This window comes from Vibrio sp. YQ_11 (assembly GCF_043103065.1).
In the GTDB taxonomy this organism is placed as follows: domain Bacteria; phylum Pseudomonadota; class Gammaproteobacteria; order Enterobacterales; family Vibrionaceae; genus Vibrio; species Vibrio parahaemolyticus.
Window position 1 is genome coordinate 180570 of sequence record NZ_JBICJM010000036.1, and the last position, 24160, is coordinate 204729.

General features: G+C 45.7%; 20 protein-coding genes. 8 read left to right on the top strand and 12 right to left on the bottom strand.

Annotated features, from left to right (window positions below):
• Window positions 1-105: 105 nt before the first annotated feature.
• On the bottom strand, window positions 106-1557 hold the full coding sequence (locus tag ACF8EG_RS15320; protein WP_069507180.1) for a cobyric acid synthase: 1452 nt from the start codon (window positions 1555-1557) through the stop codon (window positions 106-108).
• Window positions 1558-1718: 161 nt separating this feature from the next.
• Between ACF8EG_RS15320 and ACF8EG_RS15325 the strand changes: the two genes are divergently transcribed.
• Both ACF8EG_RS15325 and ACF8EG_RS15330 read left to right on the top strand, forming a co-directional pair.
• A complete protein-coding gene (locus ACF8EG_RS15325; protein WP_021484658.1) occupies window positions 1719-2090 on the top strand; it encodes a YgiW/YdeI family stress tolerance OB fold protein in 372 nt (123 codons plus the stop codon).
• Window positions 2091-2245: 155 nt separating this feature from the next.
• Window positions 2246-2782, top strand: a complete 537-nt coding sequence (locus tag ACF8EG_RS15330; RefSeq protein ID WP_005460944.1) for a hypothetical protein — start codon at window positions 2246-2248, stop codon at window positions 2780-2782.
• 76 nt (window positions 2783-2858) lie between these two features.
• On the opposite strand, the gene ACF8EG_RS15335 is transcribed toward ACF8EG_RS15330, so the two are convergent.
• The 3 genes from ACF8EG_RS15335 to ACF8EG_RS15345 form a co-directional block, all read right to left on the bottom strand.
• Window positions 2859-3542: a RimK/LysX family protein gene (locus ACF8EG_RS15335; RefSeq protein WP_069507152.1), complete on the bottom strand. Its 684-nt coding sequence runs from the start codon at window positions 3540-3542 to the stop codon at window positions 2859-2861.
• Between the two features lie 11 nt (window positions 3543-3553).
• Window positions 3554-4741, bottom strand: a complete 1188-nt coding sequence (locus ACF8EG_RS15340) for an amino acid aminotransferase (protein ID WP_029829303.1) — start codon at window positions 4739-4741, stop codon at window positions 3554-3556.
• A 155-nt stretch (window positions 4742-4896) separates the two neighbouring features.
• A complete protein-coding gene (locus ACF8EG_RS15345) occupies window positions 4897-5754 on the bottom strand; it encodes an AraC family transcriptional regulator (protein ID WP_005460898.1) in 858 nt (285 codons plus the stop codon).
• Window positions 5755-5912: 158 nt separating this feature from the next.
• Here ACF8EG_RS15345 and ACF8EG_RS15350 point away from each other — a divergent pair, with 158 nt between their 5' ends.
• The gene (locus ACF8EG_RS15350) at window positions 5913-7298 is read left to right on the top strand and encodes an MATE family efflux transporter (protein ID WP_020842160.1); all 1386 of its coding nucleotides are present in this window, start codon (window positions 5913-5915) and stop codon (window positions 7296-7298) included.
• A gap of 84 nt (window positions 7299-7382) precedes the next feature.
• Here ACF8EG_RS15350 and nrdG read toward each other — a convergent pair whose 3' ends face one another.
• A complete protein-coding gene (nrdG, locus tag ACF8EG_RS15355; protein WP_005394529.1) occupies window positions 7383-7853 on the bottom strand; it encodes an anaerobic ribonucleoside-triphosphate reductase-activating protein in 471 nt (156 codons plus the stop codon).
• 84 nt (window positions 7854-7937) lie between these two features.
• On the bottom strand, window positions 7938-10058 hold the full coding sequence (nrdD, locus tag ACF8EG_RS15360) for an anaerobic ribonucleoside-triphosphate reductase (RefSeq protein ID WP_020842161.1): 2121 nt from the start codon (window positions 10056-10058) through the stop codon (window positions 7938-7940).
• A 309-nt stretch (window positions 10059-10367) separates the two neighbouring features.
• Between nrdD and ACF8EG_RS15365 the strand changes: the two genes are divergently transcribed.
• On the top strand, window positions 10368-11234 hold the full coding sequence (locus tag ACF8EG_RS15365; protein WP_005479310.1) for an endonuclease/exonuclease/phosphatase family protein: 867 nt from the start codon (window positions 10368-10370) through the stop codon (window positions 11232-11234).
• A gap of 91 nt (window positions 11235-11325) precedes the next feature.
• Here ACF8EG_RS15365 and ACF8EG_RS15370 read toward each other — a convergent pair whose 3' ends face one another.
• From ACF8EG_RS15370 to ACF8EG_RS15390, 5 genes are read right to left on the bottom strand one after another with little or no spacing between them, the layout of a single operon-like run.
• Entirely contained in the window at window positions 11326-12381 is a 1056-nt protein-coding gene (locus ACF8EG_RS15370) for an efflux RND transporter periplasmic adaptor subunit (RefSeq protein WP_005460933.1), read from the bottom strand.
• Window positions 12378-15686, bottom strand: coding sequence for an efflux RND transporter permease subunit (locus ACF8EG_RS15375; protein ID WP_069507154.1), 3309 nt, complete (start codon window positions 15684-15686; stop codon window positions 12378-12380). Before ACF8EG_RS15375 ends, ACF8EG_RS15370 begins: the two co-directional genes overlap by 4 nt.
• A gap of 28 nt (window positions 15687-15714) precedes the next feature.
• Entirely contained in the window at window positions 15715-16173 is a 459-nt protein-coding gene (locus ACF8EG_RS15380; protein ID WP_005460965.1) for a YeeE/YedE family protein, read from the bottom strand.
• Window positions 16174-16183: 10 nt separating this feature from the next.
• A complete protein-coding gene (locus ACF8EG_RS15385; protein WP_025627981.1) occupies window positions 16184-16603 on the bottom strand; it encodes a YeeE/YedE family protein in 420 nt (139 codons plus the stop codon).
• Between the two features lie 28 nt (window positions 16604-16631).
• Window positions 16632-16940, bottom strand: coding sequence for a metalloregulator ArsR/SmtB family transcription factor (locus tag ACF8EG_RS15390; protein WP_005460911.1), 309 nt, complete (start codon window positions 16938-16940; stop codon window positions 16632-16634).
• Window positions 16941-17118: 178 nt separating this feature from the next.
• On the opposite strand from ACF8EG_RS15390, the gene ACF8EG_RS15395 reads away from it, so the two are divergent.
• Window positions 17119-17304 (top strand): DUF2892 domain-containing protein, encoded by a 186-nt coding sequence (locus ACF8EG_RS15395; RefSeq protein ID WP_005460908.1) that lies wholly within the window; start codon window positions 17119-17121, stop codon window positions 17302-17304.
• A 71-nt stretch (window positions 17305-17375) separates the two neighbouring features.
• On the top strand, window positions 17376-19079 hold the full coding sequence (locus ACF8EG_RS15400; RefSeq protein ID WP_206948757.1) for an FAD-dependent oxidoreductase: 1704 nt from the start codon (window positions 17376-17378) through the stop codon (window positions 19077-19079).
• A 106-nt stretch (window positions 19080-19185) separates the two neighbouring features.
• Here the strand turns inward: ACF8EG_RS15400 and ACF8EG_RS15405 are convergent, their stop codons facing one another.
• The gene (locus ACF8EG_RS15405; RefSeq protein WP_029830297.1) at window positions 19186-21510 is read right to left on the bottom strand and encodes an FdhF/YdeP family oxidoreductase; all 2325 of its coding nucleotides are present in this window, start codon (window positions 21508-21510) and stop codon (window positions 19186-19188) included.
• A 667-nt stretch (window positions 21511-22177) separates the two neighbouring features.
• Here ACF8EG_RS15405 and ACF8EG_RS15410 point away from each other — a divergent pair.
• A complete protein-coding gene (locus ACF8EG_RS15410) occupies window positions 22178-23062 on the top strand; it encodes a LysR family transcriptional regulator (protein ID WP_005460961.1) in 885 nt (294 codons plus the stop codon).
• A 53-nt stretch (window positions 23063-23115) separates the two neighbouring features.
• Window positions 23116-23946 carry a formate dehydrogenase accessory sulfurtransferase FdhD gene (gene fdhD, locus ACF8EG_RS15415; protein ID WP_017447522.1) on the top strand — a complete coding sequence of 277 codons (831 nt, stop codon included), beginning with the start codon at window positions 23116-23118 and terminating at the stop codon, window positions 23944-23946.
• Window positions 23947-24160 lie beyond the last annotated feature (214 nt).

Here is a 24160-nt window from a genome sequence, read left to right on the forward strand (position 1 = left end):
AAGCGAAAATTCTATCTAGCCAAATGAATGCGTTCCCAGCCCGATCCGTTTTTCTAATAAGGAGCCGAGAGAAAATTTGGTTAAAGATAGCGTTTGGTTAACGAGTTATTTAAACAGAAAGTCAAGGTTCATGTGTTGTTCTATCGCATCCGCAATACAGTTAATACCTTGTTCTTTCAATGCTTCAAAATCTTGCTGTTTGACCTGAGTGCCATTCACCCACTCAGTAATGAGGTTTAGCGCTTCCACTTCGTCAAAAAATCCGTGCAAGTAGGCTCCCATAATTTGGCCACATTCACTAATGGCACCGTCACATTCTCCGTTGTCGAGTTCAAGCGGTTGTTCGTCAAGTACCTGGCTTCTACCAACATGAATCTCATAACCTTTAACCTTCGCTTTTTGGTTATTGAGATTGAGCACAGCTTCAGTCTTAGTGAGCTGTTTACTACCAGTCAGCACGGTATGAACATTCAATAGTCCCAAACCTTCGCTTGAACCCGGTTCACCTTCTACACCGTCTGGATCATCAATCGTTTTACCAAGCATCTGGTAGCCACCACAAATGCCCATTACTTTTCCACCTAAACGAATGTGGCGCAGAATGTCTTTATCCCAACCTTGGTTTTTTAGATATGCCAAATCGTCTCGTACTGATTTCGTTCCCGGTAAAATGATGAGATCGGCTTTATCTATCTTCTCACCTTTCCCAACATAGCGAAGATTAATGTCGGGATTTAAGCGTAAAACATCAAAGTCAGTATGATTGCTAATGCGCGTTAACACCGGAACAACCACATTTAACTTAACTTCAGAGTTCAACTCCTGCTGTGCAGTAATGGCGTCTTCGGCTTCTAGGTTCAAGCCGTGCAGATATGGCAACACGCCTAAAACAGGCTTACCCGTTTTTTCTTCTAGCCAATCCAGGCCTGATTGCAGCAAACGAATATCGCCACGAAAGCGATTAATGACAAACCCTTTTACTCTCGCCTGTTCAGATTCAGAAAGTAACGCCAATGTTCCGTATAAATGCGCAAACACACCGCCACGATCAATATCCGCAACAATGATCACTGGCACATCGGCTGCTTCCGCAAAACCCATGTTTGCGATATCGCCTTCTCTCAAGTTGATTTCCGCTGGGCTACCAGCACCTTCGATCATGATCGAATCAAACTCTTTAGTCAGCTTAGAAAACGAATCCAACACCGTGTTCATGGCCACTTTTTTGTAGTCGTGGAAACTGGTGGCATCCATATTCGACAAAGCCTTGCCTTGAAGAATGATCTGAGCACCTGTGTCGCTATTTGGCTTAATCAAAACCGGATTCATGTGCACAGTTGGCTCAATATTACATGCCTGAGCTTGAACCGCCTGAGCTCGTCCAATTTCACCGCCATCTTTGGTTACGGCACTATTGAGCGCCATATTTTGAGGCTTAAATGGGGCAACGTTTATCCCTTTTCTGGCTAATACACGGCATAAACCTGCCACAAGCACACTTTTTCCGGCATCCGAGGTGGTGCCTTGAACCATTAACGATGGAATTGCTGATTTCATGAACATTTGTAAGGAGTAAAAGAAGATGAACAATCATAACGTTATCGTCAGTCCTGACTCAAGCAAATGAATGGAATATGAATGTTGAAATCATCATTGGTTCAAACTCGGTTTGTTTTAATAGCACCATCGAAAACAAACACACATAGGAATCAAACATCATGAAAAAAACAATTATCGCAACAATTGCAGCATTGACTATTGCCCCATCTATCGCACTTGCAAAAGATCCCAGTCAAACCCCATCTAACGTGCAATTTGGCGGCCCAGTTACCGTCGAAAAGTTAGATACACTATTGAAAGATTCCAATATGTTCACAGAGAAAGACGTAGTAGTAGAAGGTAATTTACTCCGCCAAGTTCGTGCTGATACATTCATTTTTAGCGATGGAACCGGTGAAGTTATGATCGAGTTAGACGATGACATTCGTCTAAATTCTCCGATTGACCAAACCACCAAAGTTCGCCTGTTTGGTGAGTTCGAAGGTGGCAACAAGCCAGAAATCGAGGTTGAGCAATTAGTCATTATGTAAGGTAGTCACAAATTTCGCTTTATATCAGCATGATGTAAGAAATTGTGTCTGTTAACAGATGACGGCAAGCACTTAAAATGATAGCTTTACGATTCTTGGTCTGCTTTTTGCAGACCATTTTTTTGTTCATTTTAATCATCTTGCCCGGAGACGCCATGCTAGGTAAAGCTCTAAAGGTTGCAGCCATTGGTTTGTGTGCTGTTTTGCCACTATCCGCACATGCAAATAATTTCAACTACAACATGATGGAATTTCGCATGGGCACTAGCCCTGGTACTTTTGGTGGCGAGTTCACTACGTACTTTACAGAAAACACCCACTTTGTTGCGCGCGCTGACAGTGAATTCAGTGGTGACTGGGATGTTGCTGGTGGTATTGGTTTCAATGGCCCTGCAGGTCAATTTGCTGATATTTACGGTCAGATGTTGGTACATAACATCAAAGAACACGGCAGCGATAAAGTTGGCGATGAGTGGCGTACAGAGGTCAACATCGGTACTCGCATTTGGTTTATGCAAAATTTAGAACTTCACGCGCGCCTTGGTCAAATCATGGATAACGACAACGCCAATACGATTTACAACGTTGGTGCTCGATTCCACTCGACACAACAGCTGTCTTTAGGCGCAGACTTCAAAAACAACGGTGTTTATGGTCAGCAGATCGTAATGTCTGCCCGTTTCGCGTTCTAGTGTTGATTCAGACTAATCTGATTTCTCTGTAAGATAAAAAGGCCTCCGTTTTGGAGGCCTTTGTCGTATTAAACTCTTATTTTTGGGTCGACTTTGTTGGTTTGTCTTGAATGTACTTTTTAGACACATCCACAACGGCGATATCTCTGAAGAAGCTTCGGCCTAAGAGAATTGGAAACTTCATGTGATCGCGGTCAGCTAGAGTAAACTCTGTCTTCTCTTTGTAATCGCCAACTTGAATATAAGCGACAACAACAGCTCGTTTATCTACTTCATCAGAAGATGACTGCTTCACCTTAGCCCAACGCTCAACAGGCACTTTGAACTCTTTGCTCGTCTTACCATTGATGTCGATTTTAAACTGAACCCAATCTTTACCATCACGCTCAAAAGGCACGATTTCCGTCGCACTGATTGAAGACGTTGTTGCACCGGTATCGACTCTCGCTTTAAACGTCTGGTCGATCGCTGGTACATAAACCCACTCTTCTGAACCTAAAATCAGCATACCATCAGGTGTTTTTTGCACCTTCACAGGTTTTTCTGGTTTTGGTTCTGGTTTCTTTTCAGGCTTTGTTTCCGGTTTAGGTTTCACCTCAGGCTTAGGTTCAACCTCTGGCTTCACTTCTGGTTCAACCGTCACCGGTTGTTCAACTTTTGGTGTTTCTGGCTCAACAGGCTCTGTGGTCGTTTGAGTTGACGTACAAGCAATTAAACTGCAGCTCATCATAAGCGGCAGAATCAGTTTCCAGTTATTCATCCACACTCCAATTAAGGTTGAGATATTTTCTTAATTGCGTCAGCTACGTATGGAATATGAGTTTCGGTTAAGCCAGCGATGTTAATTCGACCATCGCCAACACCATAAATGCCATAATCTTCACGCAGTTGCGCCATTTGGTTTTCACTAAAGCCTAGCACAGTAAACATGCCTTTGTGACTCTCAATGAAGTCAAATTGATCTGTATTATGGTTGTTTCTCAATTCGTTACACAAACTTTGACGAAGGCTGACCAAACGTTGTTGCATTTCGCTCAACTCTTGCTTCCAGACAGAAGTCAGGTTCGCATCTTGCAGAATGGTTTTCACTAAAGCAGCACCATGATCGGGTGGCATCGTATACGTAGAGCGCGCCAACGTTAACAATTTGCCTTTCGCGTTAGTGATGTCTTGCGTGTTCTTACCCACAACAATAGCAGCACCAGTACGTTCGCGGTACAAGCCAAAGTTTTTAGAACAAGAAGTTGTAATCAACATCTCTTCGACATTATCCGCCATGTAACGAAGACCTTTTGCGTCAGCTTCTAAGCCGTCACCAAAACCTTGATACGCGATATCAACAAATGGCGTAAAACCGTTCTTTTGAGAAAGTTCTGTAATAGCTTGCCATGCGGAAAAGTCGATGTCTGCGCCTGTTGGGTTGTGACAACAACCATGCAGTAGAACCACATCTGCCGGCCCTGCTTTAGCAAGATCATCCAGCATTTTTGCAGTGTCGACTTGTTTCGTTTCTGGCGAGAAATAATGGTAGAACTTAACTTTAAGCCCAGCAGCTTCCATTACTGGCTTGTGGTTCACATAGCTTGGATTCGAAATCCAAACCGTTGTATCTGGTTGTGCGACCTTCATTAGGTCACCCAGCATACGCAGTGCACCACTCGCTCCTGGCGTTTGAATTGCAGCAACACGATCCATCGCTGACGTTCCCGTCAGTAGAAGATCAATCATGCTTTGGTTGAATTCTTCACAACCAGCAAGACCAACGTAAGATTTGGTTTTTTGAGTTTCAACAACGACATCTTGAGCCATTTGAATGGCTTTCATGATCGGCGTTTCGCCTGCGCTGTTTTTGTATACGCCAATACCAAGGTCAACCTTGTTTGGACGTTCATCGTTACGGTATGCAACGGATAAAGATAAAATTGGATCTAATACGGGAGTTGGTAGATTAGAAAACATGAAAGTCATAACCCTTTGAAATTCAAGTATCGAACCTCACGTTAACACTATCGTTAAAAATGGCGAAATGATTTTTCACTTATTTCATCAATTAGAGGAGAATATTCTGAGAGCCAAGAGGTTCTGTGCGCCCAATCGTTCACAAAAAGTACGAATCACTTCTCAGGATCTCGTTCTATTCTTCCATTTTGTCTGAACTCTCTTGGCGTCATGCTCGACCACGCTTTGAAGCGCGTACTAAAGTTTGCGCTGGTTGGGTACCCGACAATCTCACCAATATGTTGAATCGGCCACTCTGTTGAACGAAGTAAACGCGCGGCATACTCCATTCGCATGCGCATCAAGTGTGCCATCGGGCTTCGACCAAATTGTTGCTGCGTTAAACGATGTAAATGGGGCTCCGAACATGGATAGAGTGCCGCTAACTGCTCAACGCTCCAGTCTTTATGTAATTGACGCTGAACGAGGTCAAATACGCGGCGAAGTTTAAGCTGATTGCGAGAAACAGATTCCGAAGACGGCATATTCAGCATCAATTCCAGTTGCGCTACGCTGTGAGCACCGACCGCACTGCCGTAATCAATGGACAGATTTATGCTACGAAGCAATGTCTGAATACATGAATACATCACTTCCGGTGCAGGTGTTAGTTGATAGCTGATGTTTTCTCCAACCATCGACCACTCTTTATGTTGGGAAAGAAATACCCAAGCGATTTGCCACGTTTCATCTTCCATTCCAAACCCATTTTCAATCCCCGCAGGCACGACCACCAGCGATCCGGGTTCAAGCTCATAACGGCACGCCCCACTTTCTAACCAACCTTTACCACGCACAGTATAAAGCAGCATGTGTTTCTTCTGGTTCTTGCGATAAACGGAAAAGAAGTCACGGCAAGTCGCGATCCCACACTGCACAATGCCTCGTTCTTCCAGTGCAAGCACTCGCGTGTGATCAATGAACTCTTGATAGGTTTTCTCTGAGATGGTGTAGCGCTCTTGCTTTTCTTCCATGTCGGTGGCTCGTACTGTGAGTCATCGCGTTTTTACAATGACAAAATTTATTTGCGGGTGTTAGTTGAGAGTTTTGCAAAAGTTTTGGATGCCTTTGAAAAATACAACGCGAAATCATGGGGATAAACTACTCGCATCAATCTTTAAGGAGAAATGCGATGCTCTTAACACGCGAATACATCGATAAAGCATTTTGGCAAAAGCTGATTGCGATTGGCCTCCCTGTTTCACTGCAATCCATGCTTTTTGCGTTGCTCGGCGTCGTGGATATTTTCATGGTGAGTCTACTCGGCGAATCCGCAACAGCTGCGGTCGGTGTCGGAAACCGCATCTTTTTCTTCAACCTTGCGGTCGTTTTTGGCCTGTGTGGTGCGGTAACGGTGCTGGCTTCTCAATATTACGGCTCAGGAAATATGGCGGGAATTCGCAGAACGTTGGCGCAGTCTTGGTGTATTTCCATTTTAGTGACACTGCCATTTATTGTTCTTTATGCGATTTTTGATGAAGAGATCGTCTCTTTCATGTCAGACGATCCTGAATACGTCACTTATGCACGTGACTATCTTGTGGTTACGGGCTTTAGTCTCATTGCAACGGCGATAGTGGTACCGATTGAAGCGGTATTGCGCTCCGTAGGCCAAACCAAACTGGCAACCAACGTTAGTATCTCCGCCATTGTTGTGAATGTCGTGCTGAACTCCGTTTTGATTTTCGGTTTATTTGGATTCCCTCAATGGGGCGTATTTGGTGCAGCAGTCGGTACTTTTGTTTCTCGATTTTTCCAAACTGCGGTATTGATTTACTTTTTCTGCAAACGTTATGCACACCTGATTCCGACCAAATTCGATTGGGCACAAGGCCGTTTAAAGCAATATCGTCAAAAATACTTTAAGGTTTCTCTACCCATGTTGGTCCACGATGCGCTCTGGACTGGTGGACTGATCGTTTACAGCATCATCTATGGTCAATTGGGCGTTTCAGAACTTGCGATCATCTCATTCTTGTCGCCAATTGAAGGTGTACTGATTTCAACCTTTATGGGATTTGCGGTCGCTGCATCCGTTCTTCTTGGGAATGATATTGGCGCAAAACATTATGATCGGGTCGAGAAAACGGCGTGGTGGTATGTGTTAACCAGCGCAATCTTAGCCACCTTACTGTTTTTCCTTGTGTGGTTGAGCTCGCCTTTGATTCATCATCTATTGGTACTGAGCCCATTAACCGATGCAGAAATGGCACTCAACGTATGCTTAGTCATGGCGCTGGGTATGATTTTGAGAGTGTTCAACATGGTAGGGATTGGCGGCGTACTAAAGAGTGGTGCAGATATTCGCTACAGCATTTTTATTGATACGTTCGGTCAGTGGGCTATTGGTATTCCCCTTACCTATTACACTGGTATGGTACTCGGGTTGCCTTTGCATTTTGTCTTAATGTCTCTGCTAGCTGAAGAATTTGTGAAAGGCGTACTGACGACTTATCGTATCCAATCTAAACGTTGGATAAACAATATGGTCGAAGATGACCAAGTAGTGACAGTGTAACTATAAATACACTAACGAACTCACACCAAAAGGGCTCACCCGTTATGCACGCGTGAGCCCTTTTTATGTTTGGAGAATACTTGGTTAGATGTCTGTAAAGCGATGAATGATTTGGTTTGAACTACCACGCCATTCGAGATTGAGGTCTTTCTTGTCTTGTTCAAACTTACCATCAATCAAAACGTCGATGTATTGCACCACTTCTCTTTGCGCGTCATCCAGTTCAGCCAGCGTGTAGCCTGTCCAAACCCAGATGTCTTTACCGGGACACTCTTCTCTCACCCTTTTCACGATCTTTAAAATATGAGGCACATTAGCAGGATGAAGCGGATCTCCGCCCGACAACGACAAACCGCGACGTTTAATGCGCGTGTCATTCAAGTCATTGATGATCTTGTCTTCCGCTTCTTGCGTGAACAACACACCCGAATCCAAGCGTTGCGTCGACTGGTTATAACAGCCACGACACTGATGTACGCACCCCGACACAAACAATGTGCAGCGCGTACCCGGTCCGTTAACAACGTCAATTGGATAATATTGGTGGTAGTTCATAATGCGTCTCTTTGTTATCGCGAAAAAGAAAATCAACCTAAAGCAGGTTGATTTTCAAAGTGTTGAATCGAGTGGTAATTAACCTTATAGGTGTTTCACTCGACGTTTAACTTCTTCTTGTTTGCCGAAGTTAAACGGACGTGCATCTGGGCTGCCCAAGTAGCCACATACGCGACGTGTCACCGATACTTTGGTTGAATCGTGGTTGCCACAGCTTGGGCAAGTAAAGCCTTTGCTTGTACATTCAAACTCACCGGTGTAACCACATTCGTAACACTCATCAATCGGAGTGTTGGTTCCGTAGTAAGGAACGCGGGTGTAACTGTAGTCCCACACGTTTTCTAGCGCTTCTACGTTACGTTGCATGTTCGGGAACTCACCGTAACAGATGAAGCCACCGCTTGAGATTTCTGGGTAAGGCATCTCGAAGTCGATCTTGTCGTAAGGGTTAACCTTCTTCTCAACGTCCAAGTGGAAGCTGTTGGTGTAGTAACCTTTGTCTGTTACGCCTTCAATCAAACCAAACTCTTTGGTGTCGATGCGGCAGAAACGACTACATAGGTTTTCACTTGGTGTTGCGTACAAGCTAAAGCCATAGCCAGTTTCGTCAGCCCATTGGTTCACCGCATCTTTTAGATGTTTGATGATCGCGACCGCTTTTTCACGCAATACGGCATCATCGTAAACGTGCGCTTCAGTACCAAACAACGCGTTGATAGTTTCATGCACGCCAATGTAGCCTAGAGAAATTGACGCACGGCCGTTTTTGAAGATTTCTGCAATCGAATCGTCCGCTTTCAAGCGCACACCACATGCACCTTCCATATATAGAATTGGTGCAACGCGCGCTTTTACGTTCTCTAGACGAGAAATACGCGTTTCCAGTGCTTTACGAGCAAGACGTAGACGATCATCAAGAAGTTCATAGAACTTCGCTTCGCTGCCTTTTGCGCGAAGTGCGATACGTGGCAAGTTCAAGCTAACTACACCAAGGTTGTTACGACCTTCATGGATAAGTTCGCCATCCTCTTCGTAAGTACCTAGGAAGCTACGACAACCCATAGGTGTTTTGAATGAACCCGTTACTTCCACGACTTTGTCGTAGTTAAGAATGTCTGGGTACATACGTTTTGAAGCACACTCAAGTGCAAGTTTCTTAATGTCGTAGTTTGGATCTTCTGCCTTGTGGTTTAGACCGTCTTTAATACCGAACACCAATTTAGGGAATACGGCGGTTTTACGGTTTTTGCCAAGACCAGCGATACGGTTTTTCAAAATCGATTGCTGAATAAGACGAGACGCCCAGCTTGTACCAAGACCAAAACCAAACGTAACGAATGGCGTTTGACCGTTTGCCGTGTGCAGTGTGTTTACTTCGTACTCTAGCGATTGGAATGCGTCGTAACACTCTTTCTCGGTGCGCGCTTTAGCGAACTCTTCTGGCTCGGCAATGTTCCACTCTTTCGCGATCTCTAGATGTTTCTCGTAGCTTGTCATAACGTACGGAGCAAGCACTTCGTCGATACGGTTGATTGTCGTACCGCCATAAATATGGCTAGCTACTTGAGCAATAATTTGCGCCGTTACGGCAGTCGCAGTTGAAATCGATTTAGGCGTGTCGATTTCTGCATTACCCATTTTGAAGCCGTGCGTTAGCATGCCTTTCAAATCGATAAGCATACAGTTAAACATCGGGAAGAATGGCGCGTAATCCAGATCGTGGTAGTGAATGTCACCCACTTCGTGTGCTTGAACCACATCACGAGGCAGGATGTGCGTTTTCGCGTAGTGCTTCGCCACGATACCCGCTAAAAGGTCACGCTGAGTTGGGATAACTTTGCCGTCTTTGTTCGCGTTTTCGTTGATCAAATCAAGGTTACTTTCTTCAATCAAGCCTTCGATTTCACGAGTTAGTGCACTTTGCTTTTCACGCGCGATGTCGCGGTCATGGCGATATTCAATGTAAGAACGTGCTAGGGCTTTGTAAGGACCTTGCATGAGTTCATTCTCGACTAAGTCTTGAATCTCATGGATGTGAACTTCATCGTGATCTTTTAGCTGTAACTCGACAGCAAGAGCGACATTAAGAGCATAAATGGCGACATCTTTATCTTTGTTTTCCGCTGCCGCTTCAACTGCTGCTTGGATACGATCCCTGTTGAACGGAGCTCTTGAGCCGTCACGCTTGATTACGATTGGTTTCACTTTCTTCTCCTTACCCCAGCATACTCACAGAGTTATCCACAAACACACTATATGGGGTTATTTTTTATTCTGCTAACACAATATATTGTGGCGTATTTAACGAAAAGCACCACTTGAAAACATTGATTTTGATCAATAAAGATCGGCTAGCGGACAAGAACAAATCGATCTTATTGGTACTGATCTCAGTTGCGAAGAAAACCGTGAAAATTGCAAAATTGGAACTAAATCTACTTGCTTTTTTTGGATGTCTTATAGAATAAAGGTTGGAAAGGAATACGCTAAAAACCAGGAGTGAAACAAGCCAATATGCGATCACTATTTGTTACTGCCTTATTAATTTTTAGTTCAACGTCACTTGCTCAAAACTCCATCAACTTAACCAGTTGGAATATAGAATGGCTGTCTATAAATGGAGGTAAGGTTTCGAGAACCAGTGACGATTTCGTCAAACTCAACCAATATGTGGATAAAACTCAAGCCGACATCATCGCCTTTCAGGAGGTCGACTCCAAAGCCGCGGTTCAAAAAGCCGTAGGTGATGGCTACGCGATTTATCTCTCTGATCGAGCTCAATCAAACAATAAGCACCTTCAGTTTTCTGATACCAATCAGTACACCGGTTTTGCTGTGCGCAAAGACATTGAAGTGTCTGACCCAGCAGACTTCTCAATCACGCGTGGTAATAGCAAGTTGCGCTTTGCCAGTTACATCGTCGTTAACCCAAGCCAAAAGGACGAGCTTCACCTGCTCTCTGTGCATCTAAAAGCAGGATGCAGCGGAGCGTACAAAAACAGTCGTGATTGCCAGACACTGAGTCAACAAGGAGAAGCACTTGCGAAATGGATGAGCGAAAGAGAAAAGAAAAAAGAGCAGTACGCTGTAATGGGCGATTTCAATCACAACTTGTCGTATCAACGTGATTGGTTGTGGGCGATCATGACGCTCGGTAACGATGCACAATTGGTAACGCGAGATACCCAAGCCGATTGCAAGGTTCGCTCAAATAAGAACCCAAGCAAAACACACCAATTCCGCTCTTTGATTGATCACATTATTGTGAGCCCGCAAATAAAAGCGAAAAACGCGCATCAAACGCTGTTCAGCTCACAAGATGTTTTGGATTACAAACTGAGTGACCATTGCCCTGTAAACGCAACGGTAACGCTTAACTGAACGAACAAAATAGCCCAGCATCATGCTGGGCTATTTTATCTTCTTGTTTGTTAGATAGACGTTTAACTAGTTAACAAGAGAAACCGTTCTATCAAAGCGCTCTTGGATTCAGCAGCACTACGTCACCCTGCTTTAACCCAGTTCGCACTCTCCCCAACTCTCCAAGCTGAATAAGCCGAGTTTCTACCTCACCGCTGTCTTGCACCACTTTTACGTAGTCCAATTGGCCAACTTGGTAAACCGCCTCTTTTGGCACGCGAAGTACAACATCGTCGGTCAAGGTCAACGCGACTTTGGCGTATGTACCCGGATAGATAGCCGTTGGCGGCTCAAATTGAAGCTTTACGGTATAACTGCGCGAGTTGGCATCTGCCGACGGCGTCACTTCTTTTACTGCCGCTTGCGCGTTGAGGTTGTAAGACGGAAAAACAACGTCCACTTCTTTATCATAAGTCACATAAGGCATGACAGACTCAGCAAAGTTCACCTCTATTTCCAACGAGTTTGGATTGTACATCGATAAAAGCAAAGCACCCGGCGTCGCGGTATCACCTTTGTTGATGGGCTTTTGCGTGATCAAGCCATCAAACGGTGCAGTAATGATGCTGTAGCCAAAGGTCGTTTCCGCCTCAGAGACCGCTGCTTGCGCTTTATTGAAGTTGGCTTGTGCGGTTTGCAACGCACTTTCCGCTTGGTCAAATTGCGATTGAGGGATCAGTTTTTTGTTTAAAAGCGCTCTGACACGAGAAAACTCCTTTCTCGCCGCATTGAGCTGCGCTTGTGCAGAGGATAAAGCCTGCTCACTTTGACGAACTCGCGCGTCGAGATCATCGCTTTCTAGCCGCGCCAACACGTCTCCTTGCTTCACTCTATCGCCAACCTTCACCAATACCTCCATCACCGATGCCGTTAACCGTGCAGCGATATCGGCGTGCTGTTCTGCTACGACGACGCCCGGAAACTCTCGAACAACCGGTTCGCTGGTTAACATCAGTTGATGTGTCTCTGCGTTATTTACATCAATCTGGTTGGTTTTCGCGTCATGTTCTGTCGGCAACTTTTCTGTAAAAAATCCAGCCATATAGAGAAAAAGAAGCGCGAGTATGGCAAACAGAATCACGCCTAACCATTTGGTATCTAATTTCATTGCTCTTCCTCCATCTGAGGTAATCCATGTCCTTTGGTGTTTTGGTATGCAAGGTTATAAACCACCGGAACCACAAGCAGCGTAAAGATGGTCGAGGCGGTAATACCGAATATGATTGCCCAAGCCAAACCGTTAAAAATTGGGTCTAACGTAATCACGACGTTACCCAGTAACGTTGTACCCGCGGTCAGTAATATTGGCCGCATACGAACAACACCAGATTCAATCAACGCATCATGTAAGCTACGACCTTCAGCCAGCGATTGCTGAACAAATTCAATCAAAACGAGTGAGTTACGCACCACAATCCCAGCTAACGCAATCATGCCGATCATCGCGGTCGCCGTGAACAGAGCTGGGTTGGGGTAATTACCGATGTCACTGCTTAACACATTCAAAATCCAGAACCCCGGCATAATCCCAATCACAGTCAGAGGTATCGCCAGCATGATGATGCCCGATACCGCAGGTAAACCAGTTTGAATCAACATCACCACAAATACGCCAAGCAGCGCAGCGCCATAAGCAATGCCTAAATCGCGGAATACGTCCACTGTGATTTTCCATTCCCCCTCACCACTCCAAACCACTTCGATGTTGTCTGGCACGCTCCAATTGACACCAGCGCCATTGCTCAAGTACGTGCGATCTTGCCAGTGACGATGCACATCTTCCGCGTGAGTTGTATCTTGGTCAGCCATCACATCGGCAATCACTTCACCCGGAACACGCCCAACTACCTCGGCGTAGACATACACAACAGGCTTGAGGTTTTTATGGAAAATCGGTTTGTCCGTTGCGCGTTTCACAAAATGACCGACTTCAGACAACTGCACGATAGGCTGAGGAGCATCCACAACCGCCCCATTGGATTCTACTTTTGCAATGCCCGGACGGCCTCGCACATAAAGTTGCTCTAGTTGATTAAGGTTATCTCTGTCTTCGCGTCGGAGCTGCACTTCGATAGGTAGTGGGTCCACTTCTCTTGGATCGGCGATATAACCGAGCACTTTGGCGTTCGCGGCGGTAATAAGCGTGTTATTGATATCAGCAACAGAAACACCAGACAGCGCCGCTTTTTCTTGATCAACGATGAATTGCCACGTTTCTAAATCACCTTGGATGCTGGTATCCACCTCAGAAACCAACTGTTCTTTGCGAAGCCTATCCGCGACTTTCTCTGCTTGGATCATCAGATCTTCATAAGATGTCGCTTCATCACCGTAAACTTCTGCCGTAATGGTGGCGATAACAGGCGGGCCTGGCGGCACTTCGACTAGCTGCACGTCAGCGTCAAACTTATCTGCAATCTGCTCTAAATCCGCCCTGAGTCGTGTCACCAGTTCGTGTGATTGCATTGCGCGGCGATTCTTCTCTGCAAGAACGACTCGAAGCTCGCCTTGGTATGGTTCGCTGCGCATAAAGTAGTGGCGCACCATGCCGTTGAAATCCATTGGGGAAGCGGTGCCTGCAAAGCCCGACACACTTGTCACTTCCGGCACCGTCATTAAATAGTCCGTAAAGCTCGACAGCGCGTTGGAGGTATCCACAAAGCTTGAAGACTCTGGCATGTTTAATACCAATTGGAACTCATTTTTATTGTCATAAGGCAGCAACTTGAGTGGAACTAAGCGAAGTGCTGGCAACAATGCTGCCAAGACGAACAACAAGGCAACCAAACCAAGGAAAAGCCATGCTTTCTTGCGACTTTCAAGTAGCGGAATCAACACACCACGATACAAACGATACATCGGCGAAGATTGCATGTCATAGTGGCCGTTTTCCTCAGCACCTTTGAGTAGCTTCTTGGCAAGCCAAGGCGTGATCATAAACGCGACAACGGTACTAAAGATAACGCTGATCGGAACGTTGAACGCCAGTGGCGCCATGTAAGGCCCCATCATCCCAGTGATAAAAAACATCGGCGTAAACACGATAACAATCGCGACCGTCGACATTAACAAGGCGCTACGAATTTCTGCCATGGCGAGAACAATCGCATTGGTTCGTGTTAGATTTTTTCGTTTGAGGTAGCGTTCAATGTTGTCGATACTCGCGATCGGATCGTCCACGATCAAACCTAGCGCCAAAATCAATGCAAAGAGTGTGACTCGGTTGATGGAATAGCCAAATGCCAAGTCCATCCCGAGCGCGGCACCATAGCTAATCGGAATCGCGATACCAACCACCAATGCGCTTCGCCAGTTCAAGAACAAACCGACAAACACCACGACCGTTAGAATAGAGATGCCAAGGCTTGATACCAAGTTGTTTACTTTCGCATTCGCCGTTTCGCCATAGTCACGAATGACTGCAACTTGAACTTGTGGAGGAAACTGCTCGGATTGAAGCGCCGCCAGTTTATCCCGAACAGACTGAGCGACGTTAACCGCGTTCGAGCCTTTTTGTTTAGCGACAGAAATGAATACCGCTGGGTATGCTTCATCGTGGTTTTTATCGCGATACCAAGTATCGGATGTTGCCTCACCTTCACCGTCGTAAATACGCGCGACATCTTTCAAATAAACGGGTTTGCCATTGAGCACCGCGATAACAAGATCGCCAACTTCTTCGGCGTTGGTCAGAAACCGTCCCGACTCCAATGTGTAATTTTGCCCGTTTACGCGAACGTTCTTGCCTTGGGTTTTGCTATTACTGAGCTGAATGGCCTGTTCGAGGTCATCGATGGTTACTTTGAAGTTTGCCATCGCAACGGAATCAAGCTCTATCTGGATTTTTCTCGGCTCACCGCCAATCACTTCCACCTTGTTGGTGGCATCCAATGATTTAATGCCTAACGTGGCTTGGTCTGCAATACGTCTCAACTGATGGCGATCGAGAATGTCTGGATCGGTGGAATAAATTGCGGCAACAACAATGGGTACATCATCGATTTCAACAGGCTTTACAAGCCAGTTAGTGACAGAAGGAGGAACTTTGTCTTGGTTGGAATAGAGTTTGTTGTAAAGCTTAACCAGAGCATCTTCGCGGTTTTCACCTACATAGAAACGAACGATGACTTGCGCAGCACCTTCCATTGACGAAGAATAAACGTATTCCACACCGTCAATTTGGCTAACAAGCTTTTCTAATGGTTCAGTGATTTGATTTTCGACTTGAGAAGCGCTGAGTCCGGGAGCCGAAACCAATACATCGGCCATCGGCACAACGATTTGCGGGTCTTCCTCTTTCGGGGTCAACCACAAGGCCGCAGCACCGACCACAAGCGCGAGCAAGATCATGATCGGAGGGAAAAAGCTGTTCATCACAGACTGAACAAAACTTCGCTTTAGTTTGTCGGGCATCCTTTCCCCTCCATATCAGATTGATTGTTTACGCGTTCGCAGTTTTCATCTTCTTCGCGTTACGGTTAGTAATGATCGCTTTCGCGAACAGAGATCCAACTAACATCGCAAGGAAGAACACTACAATGCTCACGTTGCCTAATGCCAGACTCGCAACTGCAGGGCCAGGGCAAATACCTGCCAACCCCCAACCTAAACCAAAGATCGCCGCACCAGATAACAAACGTCCGTCGATGTTCTTATTGGTTGGTGTGCAAAACGCTTCACCGCTAACTGATTGTTTTCTCGGCTTGATGATTAAAAAATAGCTTGGCATGAATACCGCGAGTGCGCCGCCCATCACAAAAGCCAAACTTGGATCCCAACTGCCAGAAATATCTAAAAATCCAATGACTTTAGCTGGGTCGATCATGCCGGACACCGCCATGCCCATACCGAATAACACACCGCTCAAAAGAGCAGAAAAACGAAAAATAGTCTTGTTCATGGAATCTCTCTTAAACTAGGTGAAGTCGAACGAATACCGTTAGGCCAGCGACGGACATAAATACACAGGTCGCCACAATAGAGCGCTTAGACAAACGGCCCATGCCACAAATGCCGTGTCCGCTAGTACATCCGTTACCCAGTCTGGTCCCGATTCCGACCAATAAACCAGCGGCAATCACCATCCCTAAAGAAAGGTTCGCGGTACTAGGAGCCGCAACGCCCAACATCAGAACGCTAATCAAGCCACCAGCTATCATTCCAACCGCAAAAAGCAATCGCCACGAATAATCACCTTTTTTCGGTGACATAATGCCATTCATAATTCCACTGATTCCGGCAATTTTACCGTTAACCAACAACAATATAGTGGCGGAAATCCCTAACAAAATGCCACCAAACAACGATTCCCATGGAATAACGTTTAACATTATTTACCTCTAAAATCTTAGCTACGAATTAGTTACAGAAAACGCCATGAAGCGCTTTAATTAATGACTCAACTCTCGGTTCTGACAACGAATAAAACACTTGCTGTGATGCCTTACGAGCCGTGATCAATTTGTGCTTGCGAAGCACCGTTAAGTGCTGTGAAAAGGCGGACTGGCTAAGGAACGAGTTCTTTTGCAGTTCCCCAACACCAACTTCACCTTGGGTCAGTTGGCACAACACCATTAGCCTTTCCGGATGTGCCATTACTTTTAGGAGATCAGCAGCTTCATTGGCATTGCCTTTCATTGCTGCTACATCCATATCTGTATAGCTCATGACTCACCTCTACATTAAAAACTAAATTAGATATTACTAAAACAATATCTTTAGTCAACACTAAATTAGTAATTGTGAATTTAGATAAATTAACATTAGACATTTCTAATTTAGTTAATTATAGTGATGAACATCAAAGGATGGCGTTCTCAGTTTGAGAGTACGAAGGAGAAGAGTTATGACGTTAGAAAATGCAGTACGAGTTTTTGCAGGCACGATGGTATTGGTCTCGGTCATACTAACCGTGTTCGTTCACAGTAACTTCATTTGGTTCACCGTGTTTATCGGCGTTAATCTTATTCAAAGTGCTTACACGGGAATCTGCCCTGCTGCTTATTTTTTAAAGAAATTTGGTTTTAGATAATCTAGAGCGCAGTGACCTTTCACACAGGCTATTCGTGAAAGGTCAGCTCGCCCTAAAACTTGGAGTTAAAAATGACTAAGATCTTAATCGTCGGTGGTGTTGCAGGTGGTGCATCTGCGGCGGCGCGTGCTCGTCGTCTGAGCGAAGATGCCGAAATCATCATGTTTGAACGTGGCCCGTTTGTTTCATTTGCCAACTGTGGCTTGCCTTATCACATCGGCGGCGATATCCAAGAACGCAGTAAGTTACTACTACAAACGCCAGAAAGCTTTTTAGCACGCTTTAACGTTGATGTTCGCGTGATGAATGAAGTAGTTTCTATTAACCGACAGGACAAAACCGTTACCATCAAAAACCTGTTGGATGAGTCTGAATACGTAGAATCATACGACTTCCTACTGCTTAGCCCAGGTGCTGGTCCTATTGTTCCACCAATCCCAGGCCTCGATAACCCGCTCACCCACTCGCTACGTAACATTCCAGATATGGATCGCATCATCGAAACGATCCAAATGAACAAGCCAGAACATGCGACGGTTGTTGGCGGCGGTTTCATCGGTTTAGAAATGATGGAAGCCTTCCACCAACTTGGCATTAAAACCTCTCTAATCGAAATGGCAGACCAAGTCATGACGCCAGTAGACCGTGAAATGGCAGGTTTTGCTCATGCAGAAATTCGTGACAAAGGTGTCGACCTCAAACTTGGCGTCGCGCTTGAATCTGTGAAATTCGTACCTAACGAACACGTTGCAAGTTTCGACTCTGGTGAGAGTGAGAAACACCAACACCTAGAAGGTGAATTGGAGTTAACACTGAACAACGGTGAAAAACTCACTACCGATATTCTGATCATGGCAATCGGTGTACGTCCTGAGACAAAACTGGCGCAAGAAGCTGGCCTTCAAATTGGCGCACTAGGCGGTATTTACACGAACGAATACATGCAAACCAGCGATCCTTCGATCTACGCTGTCGGCGACGCGATAGAAGAGAAAGACTTCGTGACTGGCGAGCAAACTCTAGTGCCACTTGCAGGCCCGGCAAACCGTCAAGGCCGTATGGCAGCGGACAATATGCTCGGCCGCAAAGAAACCTACCAAGGCACACAAGGGACAGCGATTTGTAAGATCTTTGACCTTGCAGTAGCTTCTACCGGCAAAAACGAGAAGCAACTAAAACGCGCTGGTATCGCATACGACAAAGTGTACGTGCATACAGCAAGCCACGCGAGCTACTACCCTGGTGCCGAAGTGGTGTCGTTCAAAATGTTGTTCGACCCACAATCAGGCAAGATTTTAGGTGCTCAAGCAGTTGGTAAAGATGGCATCGATAAACGCATCGACGTTATGGCTGTTGCACAACGCGCTGGCATGACGGTTGAACAACTGCAGCATCTTGAACTGACTTACGCGCCACCTTACGGCAGTGCAAAAGATGTGCTCAACCAAGCAGCATTTGTGGCAAATAACATCATCAAAGGTGACGCAACGGCGATTCATTACGATGAAATCGACAACCTGACTGAAGATCAAATTCTCCTCGACGTCCGTAACCCGGGTGAATTGGAGTCGGTTGGTTATCTTGAAGGGGCAATCAACATTCCGGTTGATCAGCTGCGCCATCGTATGGGTGAACTACCAAAAGACAAAGAGATTGTGATTTACTGTCAAGTAGGCTTGCGCGGTAACGTGGCATACCGTCAACTCGTCAACAACGGTTACAAAGCTCGTAACTTGATTGGTGGTTACCGTACTTACAAGTTTGCAAAAGCGTAATGTAATCTTCGCAAACATTAAATCTGTTTGATTTGAGAAATAGAAACGGCTGATACATATATCAGCCGTTTTTCTTATCCCGAATATTGTAGTGCTGGTTTGGTAACTATTCCGTTTCCACCAAAGCGATCTTATCGGATGTCGATTTTTCCAATTTGATCGCAATAAACTTGGAGGTTGGCGTAAATGTTCTATCCCCATAACTATCTAAAGGAACTAATGGGTTTGTTTCTGGATAGTAAGCCGCCGCCTGACCTGCTGGCACATCATAGGCAACAAGCGTAAATCCGCTCACGCGACGCTCAACGCCATCTTCCCATAATGACACCATGTCCACTTTGTCGCCCGGTTCAAAACCGAGTTTACGAATATCCGCTTCATTGATAAACAGCACTTCGCGCATACCAAATACTCCACGATAACGGTCATTCAAGCCGTAAAGTGTCGTATTGTATTGGTCGTGTGAGCGCATGGTTTGCAAGATCAAATCTGGCTTTTGGCCTTTTTCGAGTATCGCTTCGCTGATCAACTGCTTCGGCAACTCGCTAGAGCTGAACTGCGCTTTGCCGCTTGGTGTGTTCCATCGACGCTCAGCAGCTGGGTTTACCAAGTGGAATCCACCCGGGTGTTTAAGCTTATGGTTAAAGTCGGTAAAGCCCGGAATCGTGTCGGCAATCAAATCGCGAATACGGTCGTAATCTTCAATCGCCCACAACCAATCAATTGGTTTTGCCCCGAGTGTAGCATTGGCAATACCGGCAATAATCGCTGGTTCTGAACGCAAATGCTCCGAACGCGGTTTTAGCTGACCAAATGAGATATGTACCATGCTGAAAGTATCTTCAACCGTCACACCTTGTGGGCCCGTCGCTTGCTGATCAATTTCAGTACGGCCTAAGCATGGAAGAATAAGCGCATCTTTACCTGTGACAAGGTGAGAACGATTTAACTTCGTCGAAATGTGTACGGTTAAATTACAGTTTCGCATCGCGTTGTGCGTACGTTCTGTGTCTGGCGTTGCTTGTGCAAAGTTACCGCCCAAACCGATAAATACTTTCGCTTGCCCTTCTTCCATCGCTTTAATGGCTTGCACAGTGTTGTGGCCTTCACCACGCGGGACGGCAAAGTTAAATCGACTTTCAATGCGATCCAACAACAGATCTGAAGGTTTTTCATCAATGCCCATCGTACGGTCGCCCTGAACGTTACTATGACCACGCACTGGTGAAAGACCCGCGCCCGGCTTACCAACGTTACCTTGTAACATTTGCACGTTTGCGACTTCTTTAATGGTTGGCACAGAGTGACGATGCTGAGTCAACCCCATCGCCCAACACATGATCACACGTTCTGCACGTCGATACATGCTCGCCACCATCTCGATTTCACTTAAATCAAGACCCGATTGTTCCGCGATGTGTTCCCAAGAGGTTGCGTCCACTTCAGCCAAATACTCATCAATACCTATCGTGTGTTGTTTGATGAATTCACGGTCAAATACCGCTTTGCCACCGTTTTGCAATGCCTCGCGTTCCCATTGCAACAAGAATTTCGCGATGCCACGAAACACTGCCATGTCTCCGCCCAAAGCAGGACGCAAGTACGCCGTGTTGGTAGGCTCTGAGCCGTTACTCAACATCTCAATCGGCATTTGAGGGTTTTGGAAACGCTCTAATCCGCGCTCTTTCAGCGGGTTTAGACAGATAACCTGAGCACCACGTTTTACCGCTTCGCGCAGAGGTTCAAGCATTCGTGGGTGATTCGTGCCTGGGTTTTGACCAATCACAAAAATCGCGTCGGCTTCTTCAAAATCATCAAAGATCACTGTGCCTTTACCAACGCCAATGGTGTCTTTCATCCCGATTGCACTGGCTTCGTGACACATGTTGGAACAATCTGGGAAGTTGTTGGTACCGAATGCGCGCACAAATAGCTGATATAAAAACGCCGCTTCGTTGCTTGCACGGCCAGAGGTATAAAACTCCGCTTGGTGTGGTGAATCCAATTGGTTGAGATGTTTAGCCACAAGAGAAAAAGCCTCATCCCAAGAGACAGGCACATAGTGATCGGACTCGGCATCGTATCGCATTGGGTGCGTGATACGGCCTTGGTATTCCAACCAGTAATCGGTTTGAGTTGAGAGAGAAGAAACGCTGTGATTGGCAAAAAACTCAGGATCAACCAGACGATTGGTCGCCTCCCAGTTTACCGCTTTCGCGCCATTCTCACAGAAATTGACTTTACCACTATCTGGCGACTCGCCCCATGCACATCCCGGGCAGTCGAAACCGCCATTTTGGTTGGTTTTGAGCATAGTGCGAATGTTTTTAACTGCATTTTCACTGCCCCACCAACTTCTGGTTACGGCTTTCAGTGCACCCCAACCACCAGCTGGACCTTTGTATGTTTTTATTTGTTCTTTTTGGCTCACGACTTTACTCCTCGCAGATATACCAGCAAGCAGGGTGCCCGTGAAAACAAGCGCGTTATTTATTGAGATAATGCGGAAGTATTGAAGGGCTTAGTTTCTAATCCATGTATTTTTTAATCCAAATAAGTAACCACTCAACATGCTCTCGCTTGTCCGAGCGTTTACTTATCTAGATTCTTGATATCGGATACCCGCCTACTGTTTCTAAGACTGTTAGATTCAATTTGCATTGTTGCGTCTTGATCTAAATCAAAGATTAAGTCGATATTCAATATGCGTCCAATTGATAATCCTGACCGAGTGATAAACAAAATCTATGACGAATTTTTCCACTGACGGTCATCACATTTTTAATCAATACAATTTATGAGGTTAATCGTTTTCCTATTCGATTCCACCTAGTTCGCTTAACGAACTCAATAAAATCGGTACTCTTGATAATAGATAATATCTATCACACTATAGATACTTTAAATTTGACCCTAATTAATATCAGGAATAGCCTTGATTCAGATCAATTTTGAGTGTGGTTTTATTCTTGACTTGGTTTTGGTTTTCCATTCCCCAGTTAAAACGCTCCAGCGCTTAAAAAAGTACGGTAGTGCTGTGCCCTTTTTAGGGAGTTCCCCCGTACATGTGACTCACAACGCAAGGTTAACAAGCCATTATGGATATCAAACAACTTAAATATCTCATCGCACTTGAACAGACCAAACACTTTGGTCAAGCCGCCGCATTGTGCCACATTACGCAGCCTACCTTGTCCATGAGAATCCGGAGCTTAGAGGAAGAACTCGATCTCGAATTAATCCAAAGAAGTCAACGATTTGAAGGATTTACTGAAGCCGGAGAACGCATTTTAGCTTGGGCAAAAACCGTCTTAGCAGCTCATGATGGATTGCAAGCCGAAGCCGCCAACTGCCGTGGTCAGTTGGTCGGTTCACTTCGGCTTGGAATGGTACCACTCGCCAGCCAAAACCCTATGCAATTGCTCAAACCATTAGCTCAACAGTTCCCTGAGTTACGCTTTCAAATACTCTCCATGACGACCGAACAGATCATAGACCAACTCAATCGCAATCAACTGGATTTGGGGATGTGTTATGTCGATCAAGTCAACACCGCTTACTTCGATGTTATCGAGCTAGATTCAACCAAACTTGGCGTTTTATTCGATGAGCGTCATTTTGATTTTGCCGAATCTGAAGTGTTGTGGGAGTCACTCAATAACATTCCGCTAGGGCTGCTTTCGAAGGGCATGCACTATCGCCACTCAATTGATCTTAGCTTTGTGAGTAAAGGGCTGGTTCCGCAAACCGTCATTGAAAGTAACTCAACCTTTCACTTGATCCAAGCAGTAACCAGTGGCCTTTGTTGCGCCATTATGCCGCTGAATTGTGGATTGGAAGAGTTGAACGATACGCTTCGCATTATCCCTATCGAAGAAGCCGCCGTTCACGCCCCACTAGGTTTGTTAAAGCGAAAACAAGAACCCTTCTCCGCGCTAACCGATCAGTGCTTCGCAGAAGCAAAAAACATATTTAATCGATAACAAGAATCCACACGTCAATTTTTGGCATACATAACGGCTTATGAGGTGATTTCATGAGATGTACTACTCAATCTTATTTTGAACTGTCCGATTTCAATCAAGCACCACCTCAACCAAGTGCGTTCAATTACCGAGAATTGATTGATGGCCGCCCAGTGCAACAAATGTCGCTGGCGAGTGAATCCGCCTTAGCTATCAGCTATAACGGCATTAGCCAAGCGGTCATGATGGTGACGCCAGGCCATCTGGAAGACTTCGTGAAAGGATTTAGCCTAAGCACAGGCATCGTCCACGACTTCAAAGAGATCAAAGACATTGAAATTGGTGGCGATCACGAATCTCACTATGCGGAAGTGGAAATCAGCAACCGCGCTTTCTGGGCGTTAAAAACACAACGTCGGAATCTTGCAGGCACAACCGGATGCGGCATTTGTGGCGTCGAGGCTCTGGAACAAGCTTTGCCTGATTTGGCACCGCTAACACCGTCTCTTCCTCCGCGCTCCGATGTATTCGAAGGGCTGCGAGACAAAGTCGCACTGCATCAAGAAGCCGCACGTGAATCTGGCGCGTTACACGCCGCTTTATTTGCAGATTTACAAGGCAACATCAAGTTGTGCCGAGAGGACATCGGCCGTCACAACGCGCTAGATAAGTTGATTGGTGCATTGGCCAACAATCACATCGAGCCTCAAAGTGGCTTCGCTATCATGACAAGCCGTTGCAGCTTAGAGTTGATCCACAAGGCCGTTCGCGCGCGTATCCCCACTCTGGTTTGCTTATCTGCACCTACAGCGTTAACCGTCGAATGGGCAAGAAGAAACCATTTGAACCTAATTCACTTGCCAAAACACGGCTCGCCGCGTCTATACAGCCCTGCGCCTTAACACGTCAACCTAGCCGAATTCCTAATATTTCTAACAGAGACCTCCGGGTTTCTGTTGTTTGCTTCTCATTCCTAATTGATACTTAGCGACAAGCCACTATTCTCTCCAACCAAACGTGCTCACCCCTTGTCTGCACTAAGCTTACGCATATTAACCCGCTTGCATTTGAACGCTTTCCAATCCGATAAGAACCCAGTCAAAAACCCATAGATTA